The 12,056-nt window shown below is 54.3% G+C and carries 9 protein-coding genes; 4 read left to right on the top strand and 5 right to left on the bottom strand.

All coding sequences use genetic code 11. The annotated features are described in order from the left end of the window. Window positions 1–184: 184 nt before the first annotated feature. Window positions 185–1,651, bottom strand: a complete 1,467-nt coding sequence (gatB, locus tag CCY01nite_RS08270) for an Asp-tRNA(Asn)/Glu-tRNA(Gln) amidotransferase subunit GatB (RefSeq protein ID WP_146859565.1) — start codon at window positions 1,649–1,651, stop codon at window positions 185–187. A 90-nt stretch (window positions 1,652–1,741) separates the two neighbouring features. Between gatB and CCY01nite_RS08275 the strand changes: the two genes are divergently transcribed. Next, window positions 1,742–3,115 carry an aldehyde dehydrogenase gene (locus CCY01nite_RS08275; RefSeq protein ID WP_146859567.1) on the top strand — a complete coding sequence of 458 codons (1,374 nt, stop codon included), beginning with the start codon at window positions 1,742–1,744 and terminating at the stop codon, window positions 3,113–3,115. A 379-nt stretch (window positions 3,116–3,494) separates the two neighbouring features. On the opposite strand, the gene CCY01nite_RS08280 is transcribed toward CCY01nite_RS08275, so the two are convergent. Beyond that, a complete protein-coding gene (locus tag CCY01nite_RS08280; RefSeq protein ID WP_146859569.1) occupies window positions 3,495–4,478 on the bottom strand; it encodes a PDZ domain-containing protein in 984 nt (327 codons plus the stop codon). A gap of 227 nt (window positions 4,479–4,705) precedes the next feature. Further along, entirely contained in the window at window positions 4,706–7,378 is a 2,673-nt protein-coding gene (gene alaS / locus CCY01nite_RS08285) for an alanine--tRNA ligase (protein WP_146859571.1), read from the bottom strand. A gap of 252 nt (window positions 7,379–7,630) precedes the next feature. On the opposite strand from alaS, the gene CCY01nite_RS08290 reads away from it, so the two are divergent. From CCY01nite_RS08290 to CCY01nite_RS08300, 3 genes are all read left to right on the top strand, one after another. Continuing rightward, window positions 7,631–8,602: a M23 family metallopeptidase gene (locus CCY01nite_RS08290; RefSeq protein WP_146859573.1), complete on the top strand. Its 972-nt coding sequence runs from the start codon at window positions 7,631–7,633 to the stop codon at window positions 8,600–8,602. Between the two features lie 92 nt (window positions 8,603–8,694). Further along, window positions 8,695–9,213 (top strand): MerR family transcriptional regulator, encoded by a 519-nt coding sequence (locus CCY01nite_RS26860; protein ID WP_246129889.1) that lies wholly within the window; start codon window positions 8,695–8,697, stop codon window positions 9,211–9,213. A 10-nt stretch (window positions 9,214–9,223) separates the two neighbouring features. Continuing rightward, window positions 9,224–9,733: a hypothetical protein gene (locus CCY01nite_RS08300; protein ID WP_146859575.1), complete on the top strand. Its 510-nt coding sequence runs from the start codon at window positions 9,224–9,226 to the stop codon at window positions 9,731–9,733. Between the two features lie 54 nt (window positions 9,734–9,787). Here the strand turns inward: CCY01nite_RS08300 and CCY01nite_RS08305 are convergent, their stop codons facing one another. Both CCY01nite_RS08305 and CCY01nite_RS08310 read right to left on the bottom strand, forming a co-directional pair. Beyond that, complete coding sequence (locus CCY01nite_RS08305; RefSeq protein WP_146859576.1) at window positions 9,788–10,888, bottom strand: mechanosensitive ion channel family protein; 1,101 nt, start codon at window positions 10,886–10,888, stop codon at window positions 9,788–9,790. After that, window positions 10,881–12,029 (bottom strand): amidohydrolase family protein, encoded by a 1,149-nt coding sequence (locus CCY01nite_RS08310; protein ID WP_146859578.1) that lies wholly within the window; start codon window positions 12,027–12,029, stop codon window positions 10,881–10,883. The genes CCY01nite_RS08305 and CCY01nite_RS08310 overlap by 8 nt, the downstream gene beginning before the upstream one ends. Window positions 12,030–12,056 lie beyond the last annotated feature (27 nt).

Here is a 12,056-nt window from a genome sequence, read left to right on the forward strand (position 1 = left end):
TTTTCCTGTTTTCTGTGATGTGTTCAAAATTAGGGTTAAAAATCGGTCGCTCTTCAGCGAAATTGTTAAAATTATGTAGCCGGTTCCGGCATGTTACGGAGATATAGTGAACTTATGGCAATAGACAGCAGTGGCGTTGCTGTGGCATCTCCGGCGTTCACGCCGAAATGGATGAACGGCTTTTCTAGCTGTTCAAACGCTTCATTAACAGTTCGTTTGTCAGCTTCGGGTCCGCTTTTCCGGCGCTGAGTTTCATCACTTCTCCCACGAACAGCCCGATCAGGCCTTTCTTTCCGGCTTTGAACTCCGCCACCTTGCCCGGGAATTTCGCCAGCACTTCTTCTATAACGGGCAGGATGTTTCCCGCATCGGTGTCCTGTACCAGGTTCAGCGCCGCGGCGATCGCCGCCGGTTCCTTACCCGGTTCTTCGATCATCGCGGGAAGGATGCGGGAAGATGCGATCGAGAAGTTCACTTTGCCGTCCGCTATCAGGGCGATCAGCGACGCGAGCGAGGCGGGGGAGAGCGGGAATTTTTCCATGTCCGCGTTCTGCCCGTTCAGCCAGGATTTGACCGGCCCGAGCATCCAGTTGGCGGCGGCTTTGTGATGCGGGGTAGCGGCGATCAGCGCTTCAAAATAGGTGGCCGTCGCTTTATCGTCGCAGATCACGCGCGCATCATATTCCGGTAACCCGAGCTGTTGCGTGTACCGGGTGATCATTTCTTCCGGCAGCTCCGGAAGGTCTTTGCGGATCTTGTTGAGAAATTCGTCTGACAGATTGAACGGCGCGAGGTCCGGCTCGGGGAAGTAGCGGTAATCATTCGCCTCTTCCTTGGAACGCAGCGGGAAAGAGCTGCCGTTGGAAGCATCGAAGCTGCGTGTTTCCTGCACCACCCGTTCCCCGTTCTCCACCAGTGTTATCTGCCGTTTGATCTCACTTTCGATGGCGCGTTTCACGTTGCGGATGGAGTTCATGTTCTTTACTTCCACCTTGGTGCCGAGCGATGTGTCGCCTTTCAGGCGGATAGAGATATTGGCATCGCAGCGCATGCTGCCTTCTTCCATATTGCCGTCGCAAACGTCCAGCCAGCGCACCAGCCGGCGCAGTTCCGTGAGGTATGCGTAGGCTTCGTCGCTGTTATGAAGGTCCGGTTCGGTTACGATCTCCACCAGCGGCACGCCGGCGCGGTTGTAATCTACCTGTGTGTTGTCCGGGTCCTGGTCGTGCATGGATTTGCCGGCATCTTCTTCCAGGTGGATACGGTTCAGCCGGATGTTACGGCCTTTACCGTCCTTGCTGTCCACGAACACCGGCACATGACCGCCGATGCAGATCGGCGCGGTATGCTGGCTGATCTGGTAACCTTTGGGGAGGTCCGGGTAAAAGTAGTTCTTGCGGGCGAAGAAATTTTCCCGCGCTATTTCGCAATGGCAGGCAAAACCCAGGCGTATGGCCAGTTCTACCGCTTTTTTGTTCAGGAAGGGCAGGGTGCCGGGGTGACCGAGGGTCACCGGGCTGATATGGGTGTTGGGCAAACCGCCAAAAGCAGCGCTGTCGCTGCTGAAGAGCTTGCTTTGCGTCAAAAGCTGGGCATGTACTTCCAGGCCTATCACCGCTTCATACTTGTTATAATCGATGCTCGCGCTCATATTGAATTGTCCGGACTGATTCGCACAAAGATATTCAAACTGCAAAAAAGCAGGGAATTTTCGCGAAATTGTAACAGATAATCTTGTCCTATGGCTTCTATCGCAGAGATATACACCGCACAGCGCAGCTTTTTCGGCTCCGGCGCCACCCGCTCTTACGCTTTTCGCCGGTCACAGTTAAAAAAGCTCAAATCGGTATTGAAGCAGCATGAGCCCGCGATCCTCGAAGCGCTGTATGCGGACCTGCGCAAGCATCCCATGGAAGCGTTCGGCAGTGAAGTGGGGTTGCTGTACGACGAGATCAACAATACATTGACCAATCTCCGCAGCTGGATGCGCCCTCAGCCCGTCACCTCGCCGCTGCTGCAATATCCCTCCGCCAGCAAGGTGTACCGGGACCCTAAGGGCCTGACCCTGCTGATCGGCCCCTGGAACTACCCGTTCCAGCTGATGATCGCGCCACTCATTGCCAATATTGCCGCGGGAAACTGCGCCATCCTGAAGCCTTCGGAGCTGGCCCCCGCTACAGCCGCCGTAACGGAAAAGGTCATCCGCGAAGCGTTCGATCCCGCCTATGTAACGGTTATCAGCGGCGAAGGGGAGCAGGTGATCCCCGCCGCCATGGAGCACCGCTTCGATCATGTGTTCTTCACCGGCAGCGTCGCCGTGGGCCGAAAAATACTGGCCATGGCCGCGCCGCACCTCACGCCCGTAACGCTGGAACTGGGCGGCAAAAGCCCCTGCGTCGTGGATAAGGGAGCGGATATAAAGACCGCCGCCCGGCGCATCATCTGGGGGAAATGCTGGAATGCGGGGCAGACCTGCATTGCGCCGGATTACGTGCTGGTGCACGAAAAAGTGATGGAGCCGCTGGTAAAGCAGATGAACGCCGCCATCCGGCAGTTCTTCGGCGAAGATCCCTTCCGGAGCGCCGATTACGCGCGCATCATCAACGAAAAACGATTCGATCAGCTGGCCGGTTATTTACAGCAGGGCCGCATTCTCGCCGGCGGCGAAACCGACCGCGCGGATAAATACATCGCGCCCACCCTGCTGACAGATGTGCCGCCCGACGCGCCAATCATGCAGGAGGAGATCTTCGGCCCGCTGCTGCCGCTGATCCCGTATAAAACAACGGAAGAGGCGCTGGCCGTCATCGCCCGTCATCCCAATCCTTTGTCACTCTACGTATTCACCAAAAGCCGCCGTACCGAAAGAACGTTTATTGAACAGGTGCCCTTCGGCGGCGGGTGCATCAACAATACGCTCGTTCATTTCACTAATCCGGAGCTGCCTTTCGGCGGCGTGGCGCAAAGCGGAATGGGAAGGTATCACGGGCGCGCGGGGTTTGATGAGCTGACGCAGGTGAAGAGCGTGATGAAAACAGGCACCTGGCTGGATGTGCCGGTGAAGTACCCGCCGTTCGGGAGCAAGCTGAAGCTGGCGAAGATGATGATGAGGTAGCCGGCTGTTGGGCTTTTGTCAGCCGCCGTTGTGTCACTCACTTCAGCGGTTGTAGCTATAAAAAACGGCCCGCATTATACGGACCGCTTTTTTTTGCTTTACACTTAAACTATAATCAAACTTTACTTGCATGTTGGGGGCGCGCTATTGCAGCTTCATGGCATGTGCGGAGCAGGTTGCATGTATACTGTAACTACAGCTTCATGGCGTGTGCGAAGCAGGCATGTGTTCTGTAACTACGGTTTCATGGTGCATGCGGAGCAGGCATGTGTTCTGTAACTACAGCTTCATGGGTGCATGCGGAGCAGGCAGTGTTCTGCAACTACAGCTTCATGGCGTGTGCTGAGCAAATCCCATGTGTTTTGCCGCCGGTTGCAGTTTACAGGTTCTCCGTGTTCAATTGCTTCGGCACGGTGATATTCAGCGTTTGCACGTTCCCGTTACGTTTCACTTTTGCGGTAATGGCGCCTTTGTCTTTATTGTCGCGGTAGCTTTCTACAACGTCTTTCGCGTTCTTTACTGTTTGCCCGCCGATCTCCGTGATGATGTCGTTTTCTTTGAAACCGGCTTTGGCGGCGGCGGAGCCGGATGTTACGCCCAGTACTTTAGCGCCGGTGTTGTCTTGTGTGTCCTGCACGGAAAGCCCTAGGCGTGTGCCGCTGTTCCCGCGGAAGAAGTCGCCGAACGGCGATCTGCCGCGCTGGTCCGGTGTGCGGAAGCGGAAGAAATTATTGTCCTGCCCATCCGGCATGATCCGGAAAGAACGCGGTTGTGTATTTTCTCTTTTTTGCAGCGTGGCGGTTGCTTTATTTTCCTTGCCGTTACGTTTATACGTCACCGTTACCTTGTCGCCGGGTTTCAGTTCACCAATGGCTTCATACAGTTCCTGCGGTTCGTTGATCGCTTTGTCGTTCACGCGGGAGATCACATCGCCGGCTTTCAGTCCTGCTTTTTCCGCTGCGGAGCCTTCGGAAACTGTCGTGATGGTGGCGCCGACGGCTTCCTGTTTTTCTGTGATAACGCCTAGCACGGCGGGGTTGGGTGTGATGGATGACCATGCGTTATCGCCCATGCCGGGGAAAAGCATTTCGCCGCTTTCGGGGGCGTTGCCGTTCCTGGGAGTGATCACCCGGTGCTGTACGATGACGCTGCCGTTTTTGTAATCTTCGATCTTTTTACCGTCTACCAGCACTTCACCGTCTTTGATCTCTACGGTTACTTTCGCGTTCTTATTGCCGTCTTTCCTTTTGATGACGATCTCATCATATTCGCCCATTTTATCAGAGCGGTTGTCCTGTGCAGCGGCCGGCAGTGCCAGTGCTGTGATCGCCGTGAAACCGAGGGTATATAAAAATCTGCGCATGAGGCAAATTTAGGGGCTGGAAGGGGTAAAGAAATGTTAAAAACGGCGATGGTTTTTTAAGGGATTGTTAAAAAATGGATGAAGGAAAAGCCAATAAAGAAGGCCCTCCGCAGGGAGAGCCTTCTGAAAGAATAAGTTGTTGTTTTTACACTTGATACGCCTTGCCGGTCACTTTTCGATCACCTGTTCCGGTGAACTGCACCCTGCCTGTCTGTGCCAGTGGGGCATCAAAGCAGCGCTTTCACTTTCTCAACCACCTGGTCCAACTGCCCGGCATCCTGTCCGCCCGCGGAGGCCAGCACCGGCTGCCCGCCGCCGCCGCCTTTGATCAGCGGCGCCACCTGTTCCTTGATGATCTTCTGCGCATTCAAGCCTTTCTCTTTCACCAATTGCTCGTCTACCAGCACGGTCACCTGCGCTTTCCCGCCGATGTTGGCGCAAAGCACGGCCAGGTAAGGCGCCGTTAAGAGATCTTTCACCGCCAGCGCAAGCTGTTTGAGCATTTCAGCGTTGCCGGCTTCCACAACGGCGCCAAGGAAATGTACGCCGTTCACCGCGACTGCTTTCTGTGGCAGGGTGGTGGCGAACTGCTGTACCTGCTTCAGTTCCAGGGCTGCCAGCTGTTTTTCCAGGGCTGCTTTATCGTTCACCAGCTGGTCGATCGCTTTGGTAAAATCTTTCGGGTTTTTCAGGAGCGCTTTTGCTTCTTTCAGCTGTTGCAGATGTTCGTTCACATAAGCTTCCGCTCTTGCGCCGGTCACCGCTTCAACACGGCGTACACCAGCCGCTACGGCACTTTCCGCAGTGAACTTGAACAGTCCCAGTTCTCCGGTGCTGCCCACGTGTGTGCCGCCGCACAGCTCTACGGAATAGGCGGGATCGATGGTCACTACGCGAACCGTTTCACCGTATTTTTCCCCGAACAGCGCCATAGCGCCGAGTTTGAGGGCTTCTTCGCGGGGAAGTTCCTTTATCACCACGGGAATATTTTCCCGGATCTTTTCATTGATGATCGCTTCGATCTGCGCCAGTTCTTCGTCCGTCACTTTTGCAAAATGGGAAAAGTCGAAGCGCAGGTAATCCGCATTTACCAGTGATCCTTTCTGCGCTACGTGCGTACCCAGTACCTGGCGCAATGCGGTATGCAGGAGGTGCGTGGCCGAGTGGTGACGGGCAATGCTTTGCCGTTTGGGGGCATCCACCGTGGCGGTAACCGTGCCTTCCACGTTCGCCGGCAGGGCGTCCACAAAATGCACGATGAGATCGTTTTCCTTTTTGGTATCCGTTACGGCGATCGTTTCGTTACCGAAAGCCAGCGTGCCGGTATCACCCACCTGTCCGCCGCTTTCAGCGTAGAAGGGCGTTTTGTCCAGCACCAGCTGGTATTGCTCTTTGCCTTTTGCTTTGATCTTCCGGTATTTCAGCACTTTGGCCGCTGTTTCCAGTTCAGTATATCCTACAAACACGCCGGAAGGCTGGTCCTGCAGAATGGTCCAGTCCCCCATATCCAGCTCGGTGGCCGCGCGGGAGCGGTCTTTCTGCTTTTTCATTTCCGCCTCGAAACCGGCCATGTCCACCTGGTAGCCTTTTTCAGATGCGATCAGGTTGGTGAGGTCGATGGGGAAACCGTAGGTATCGAACAGTTCGAAGGCGATCTTACCGTCGATCGTTGCTGCGGTAGTGGCGGCAGAACTTGTTATTTTGTCGTCAGTCGTTGTAGTGCCGGCATTAGATGCCTTTGCGTTCGTAAGCGCTTCGATCCTGCTCAGGCCGCTGTCCAGCGTACGCAGGAAGCTGTTTTCCTCTTCGAATACTACTTTCTTTACAAAGTCCACCTGCTGTTGCAGCTCCGGAAACACATGAGCGAACTGGTCTGCCAATGTGGGCACCAGCTCATGCAGCAGCGGCTTTTTCACTTCCAGAAAAGAAAACGCATACCGCACGGCCCTGCGGAGGATGCGGCGGATCACGTACCCCGCGCCGTTGTTGGCCGGCAGCTGCCCGTCCGCGATGGTAAAGCAGATGGCGCGGATATGATCGGCGATCACGCGGAAGGCGATGTCCGTCTTTTCCGTTTCACCATATTTTTTGCCGCAGAGCTTTTCCGTGGCATGGATCACGGGCATGAACACGTCCGTATCATAATTGCTTTGCTTGCCCTGCAATACGCGCACCAGCCGCTCGAAGCCCATGCCAGTATCCACATGCCTCGCGGGCAGGGGTTCCAGGGTACCGTCTTTCAGGCGGTTGAACTGCATGAATACGTTATTCCATATTTCAATGACCTGGGGATGGTCGTTGTTCACCAGCTCGTGGCCGGGCTTTGCGGCCCTTTCGGCATCGGTGCGGCAGTCCACATGAATTTCCGTGCAGGGTCCGCATGGCCCGGTATCGCCCATTTCCCAGAAGTTATCCTTCTTGTTGCCCATCAGGATGCGGTCTTCGGCGATATATTTTTTCCATTCCCCGGCCGCTTCACTGTCCGCCGGCAGCTTTTCTTTCGCATCGCCTTCAAAAACAGTCACATATAACCGGTCTTTCGGGAGCTTATATACTTCCGTGAGCAGCTCCCAGCTCCAGGCAATGGCTTCCGGCTTGAAATAGTCGCCGAAGCTCCAGTTGCCGAGCATTTCGAACATGGTATGATGGTAGGTATCGATGCCCACTTCTTCCAGGTCGTTGTGTTTTCCGCTGACCCTCAGGCACTTCTGGGTATCCGCCACCCTTTTGTAAGGCGCCGGCTTGTTACCGAGGAACAGGTCTTTGAACTGGTTCATCCCCGCGTTGGTAAACAGCAGGGTAGGATCGTTTTTCACCACGATAGGGGCTGAAGGCACGATATGATGGCCTTTGGAAGCAAAAAAATCCAGAAACTGTTGTCTGATCTCGGCTGCGGTCATAAAATATTACTACGTATTAATATCTAATTTTAATTTTATAATTGCGTCAATCCCAAATTTGGCTTTTATTTGTGATCGATAAAAAGGCCACTAACAAAATTGACATTCAAAAGGTTGCCGTTTTAGCCTAATTCTATTAGGTTTGTGAGCTCCTGAAGAAACCGTATCCGTTTTTCGCGAAGGTTGAACGCGGTGCAAAAATATTGAAATAATTAAAACATAGGGTGCACCCTCATTAAGCCAACAAGGTCCATGAAGAAGATCAAATATTTTTATAATACACAGACGCTCAAATATGAAAAGCTGGTAGTGTCTGTGCGCGTGAAAATCTTGAGGGTCCTGGGCTTTATCTCCGCTGCCATCGTTACCGGCATCCTTTTTCTCTCCGTGGCCTACCGCTTCCTGGATTCCCCTAAAGAAAAGATGCTCCGCAGCGATATCGACAATATGAAGGAGGAGTATAATGCTCTGCAGGGCAGGCTTTCTGAACTAAGGGGGCAGCTGGACGAGCTGCAGCACCGGGATAACGAGATCTACCGGGTGATATTCGAGGCGGCGCCGATCCCGGACAGCGTCCGCGCCGGCGATAACCGGAAAGACGAGGAGCTGGCGCGCCTGCAGACAAAACCCAACGAAGTCATCATCAACGCTACCTCCAAAATGCTGGACGAGCTGGTAAACAGGGTAGCCATCCAGGAGAAATCTTACATCCAGATAGAAGACCTGATCAAGAACAAGCAGAAAATGCTGGCTTCCATCCCGGCCATACAGCCGGTGGCGAATAAGGACCTGGACCGCATCGCATCCGGTTTCGGCTACCGCATCGACCCGATCTATAAAACCATGAAGTTCCACAGCGGCCTCGACTTCGCTGCGCCTTCCGGCACGCCCATCTACGCCACCGGCGACGGGAAGGTGGAGGAAGCGAGCCTGAGCGATGTGGGCTACGGCAACCACGTGGTGATCAATCACGGTTATGGTTATAAATCCCTGTACGGCCATATGTACCGCATCAAGGCGAAACGCGGGCAGACCGTCAATCGCGGCGACGTGATCGGATGGGTGGGCAGCACCGGTAAATCTACCGGCCCGCACTGCCACTACGAGGTCAGCAAGAACGGCATCAAGGTAGACCCGGTTTACTTTTTTTACAACGACCTTACGCCTGAACAATTCGACCGCATGCTGAAGATCGCCCGCTCCGGCAACCAGTCATTCGATTAATGGAATGATTATTGAAGGAAAAGCGCGATTGTGCATGAAAGCTATTCCGTATTATTGTATCCGTATTCTCTTTCAAAACAATTGATTTCGGTATGATGCAGCAACTGGACTTATTTGGAGGCGAGCCGCAGCAAGTGGCCCCTGCAAAGCCTGCGTCAGCGGCGCAACCCGTAAAGGACAAGAACGACGATGCATCCGCGGCGGCACTGCCCCCAAAAGGCAAGAAGCGCGGCCGCAAAAGTCTGAAAGAGCTGGCCGGCGACCCGCATGTGATACAGGAACTGGAAAAAATGACGCTGGACAAGCAGTACTATTCCATCAGCGAAGTGGCGGGCATGTTCAGGGTCAATACTTCCCTGGTGAGGTATTGGGAAAATGAATTCGACATCCTGCAACCGAAAAAGAACCGCAAAGGCGACCGCCTTTTCCGGCAGGAAGACATCCAGAACCTGAAGCTCATCTACCACCTGCTGCGCGAGCGCAAATACACCATCGAAGGCGCCAAGCAAAAACTGCGTGAGGACAAACGGGTAGCTTCCCGGAATTTTGAAATGGTAAAGTCCCTCCAGAAAGTGCGGCAATTTTTAACAGAATTAAAAGATCAATTATAAAATACAAACTATGCGTTTACACACAGTATTATTAGGGTGCGGCTTGTTACTGTCTTCAGTGGCAATGGCGCAGAACGGGAACGGTGCCGGGCAACTGAAAGGCAAGATAAAGATGAAGCAGCTGATCAGCGATTCTGCTTTCGCCTGGTTCTATACGGGCGTAAACAAATACCAGGTGAATGAGAACATGGTGAATTACATCAAGACGAACAAGGATAAAGTGCAGCTTGTTGCGCTTGTAAATACTACGGATCAGGCCAGCAAGGACCTGCTGACCAAATTCTATAAAGTAATGATCCTGTCAAGCGTTCCCGAAGAAAGCATCCACCTTTACGGATTCGACAACAGCGGCAGTTCCGGTGACGCTACGGCGGACGGCTACAAGGCAAAAAGACTGCCGGTTATCATCGTTATGCGCGACGGCAAGGAAGAAGGCCGGATCAGCGGTACGCCGAAAGAAACCGTAGAGCAGGACCTCGCCCAGATCATTATGAAGATGAACCGGAAGGAGGAGAAATAATTCATCGTATTGCTGAAAAAGGAGCGTGTACCGGAAAGGTGCACGCTCCTTTTTTTATGCCGCCGGCGTATCCGTTCTGGCCGCCAGTTTTACCCCGTTGCTTTCCAGTATCCGCACCAGCTCCAGGTTCACGTTCTCCCGCATGTTCACGTAAGGCGTATTATCCAGGATATTGGTCATGTAGATGATCTGCAGCACGAAAGAATCTTTTCCGAAATCGAAAAGGCTGACGGACGCGCCCTTTTCTACGTCTTTGTGATTGTCGAGGTAATCCTGCAGGCTTTTTACCACCGCCATCACGCTTTCGGACGGCGTATCAGGCGCCAGTTCCAGCTTCAGCGCCACCCGTTGCTGCGTGCGCAGGGAAAGGTTATCCAGCACGCTGTCCACCATCTTTTTATTCGGCACCGTTATAAATGTTTTGTCCAGCGTGCGGATGCGGGTGCTGCGCAGCCCGATCTTTTCCACTGTTCCCTGGAAGGAATCCACCTTAACGAAGTCGCCTACACGAAAAGGTTTGTCGAAGAAAATGATGAAAGAGCCGATGAGGTTTTCAATGCTTTCTTTTGCGGCGAGGGCGAGGGCTGCCGCGCCGATACCGAGGCCGGCCACCAGCTTTTCTACCAGGCCGCGTCCGAAAAGGATGTTCATCAATGCAATGAAGCCGATGATAAAAATGATCGCTTTGAAGAAATCCCGGAAGAAAACAACGAACTGGTTATCGGTTTTGTCTTCTGTGAGGTCCGCTTTCTTTTCGAGGATCAGCGCAATGAAATCTATCAGGCGCAGCACGATCCATATCACAGTGCAGGTGAAGGTCACTTTCACGAGGAGGTCTGTGAACATCTTCAGCGTGTAGGGCTCGCCGGTGCGGTTGTACAGCGTGATGTTCAGCTCCGGCGGGAATACCAGGTGGTTGCTGGCCATGATAAAGGCGGTCAGCAGCAGGAAGTATTCCAGCGGCTTGAGCAGCAGCTCCACAAATTCCCGCTCCGCGATCTGCGGCGACCAGTGGCGGATCAGCCGGAAGAGCCAGGCGGCGATGTTGCGGGAGAGGTAACGGCGGATGAAATAAATGAAGAGCACAATGGCGAGCACGATGCCGTAGTTGCGGAGCGTGTTGCCCATGATGTCGGTATTCAGGAACTCATTCATATAGCGTGTATGCTTTAGCGTTATTATCTACGATCTGCACGATGCCGGGGCGTTTTCCTTTTTCGAAGCTGCCGAGCGTATCCGCCAGTCCGAGTGCTTCGGCGCCGTTGATCGTTGCCCATTGCAGCACTTCCTCCAGCGGGATGTGGGGATAGTGGCGGCGTACGGTCTGCACTTCCTGCCAGATGGACAACTGGTGGTTGGACGCGAGGCTGTCCGTTCCCAGCGCCGGTTTTACGCCGTTGCGCAAAAAGGCGGGAGTGTCCGGCAGGCGGTTTTCGATATAGGCGTTGGCATTGGGGCAGAAGCACCAGGAAACGTTGGCGTCGGCCGCGAAGCGGATATCTTCTTCGGAGGTGAACGTATTATGCACCAGCAGCAGGCGGGGAGCGTCTTTCAGATAGGGCAGCCAGCTTTGCAGGCTGCTGCGGCCGGTGGCTTCAAAGTTGTCGGTTTGAATGCCGAAGTGCCGGAAAAAATCCATGAAAGCGCCTGTTTTTTGCCGGTAAAGCTCGTCTTCCGCCGCGCATTCCTGGTTGTGGATGGTCAGCGGCGTATTGTTGTCCATTCCGGCGATCAGGCGGAACAGGGTGGCGGAAACGGAATAGGGGGCATGCGGCGCCAGGGAAACGGGGAGGTGCTGCGCCCTGAATTGCGCGTAGATGGCGGCGGAGTGTTCCAGGCGCTGGGGGGCGGTGGCGTCCACAAAGCCCATGCATTCTATGAAGCTGTGCCAGTAAAGCGGGGATTTCAGCTTGTAGGGCAGGGTGGCGGCGGTGTTGCAGATATCGCCCACGGCTACGATGCCTTCGGCCTGCATAGCCTGCCCGGCTGCTTCGATGGCCTCCTCCAGTATTTCGGGGCCGGGGGGCTGCCGCTGCTCCATAACGCGCGTCAGAAACGCCGGGAGCCCCGTATGCTCCGGGATGCAGCCTTTCATATGCGACAGTTCCAGGTGGCAGTGCGCGTTGATAAATCCCGGGCAAAGCCATCCTTTCAGCTGCTGTATGTCGTCACCCGCCCAGGAGCGCGGCACCACGGCCGTTACCGCGCCGGAAGCATCCAGCACCAGCACGCGGTCGGGACCGAGAAAACGCCTTCCATCGAAAATATCATCGGCTGCCAGCTTGATCATCTCCATACTTATTGTCCGCCCCGTTCTTTTTAA

Source organism: Chitinophaga cymbidii (genome assembly GCF_007992715.1).
Taxonomy (GTDB): domain Bacteria; phylum Bacteroidota; class Bacteroidia; order Chitinophagales; family Chitinophagaceae; genus Chitinophaga; species Chitinophaga cymbidii.

Coding starts and splice junctions, on each gene's coding strand:
- gatB (WP_146859565.1), bottom strand. CDS start 1,651: ATGAGCGCGAGCATCGATTATAACAAGTATGAAGCGGTGATAGGCCTG.
- CCY01nite_RS08305 (WP_146859576.1), bottom strand. CDS start 10,888: ATGAATGAGTTCCTGAATACCGACATCATGGGCAACACGCTCCGCAAC.
- alaS (WP_146859571.1), bottom strand. CDS start 7,378: ATGACCGCAGCCGAGATCAGACAACAGTTTCTGGATTTTTTTGCTTCC.
- CCY01nite_RS26860 (WP_246129889.1), top strand. CDS start 8,695: ATGATGCAGCAACTGGACTTATTTGGAGGCGAGCCGCAGCAAGTGGCC.
- CCY01nite_RS08280 (WP_146859569.1), bottom strand. CDS start 4,478: ATGCGCAGATTTTTATATACCCTCGGTTTCACGGCGATCACAGCACTG.
- CCY01nite_RS08290 (WP_146859573.1), top strand. CDS start 7,631: ATGAAGAAGATCAAATATTTTTATAATACACAGACGCTCAAATATGAA.
- CCY01nite_RS08300 (WP_146859575.1), top strand. CDS start 9,224: ATGCGTTTACACACAGTATTATTAGGGTGCGGCTTGTTACTGTCTTCA.
- CCY01nite_RS08275 (WP_146859567.1), top strand. CDS start 1,742: ATGGCTTCTATCGCAGAGATATACACCGCACAGCGCAGCTTTTTCGGC.
- CCY01nite_RS08310 (WP_146859578.1), bottom strand. CDS start 12,029: ATGGAGATGATCAAGCTGGCAGCCGATGATATTTTCGATGGAAGGCGT.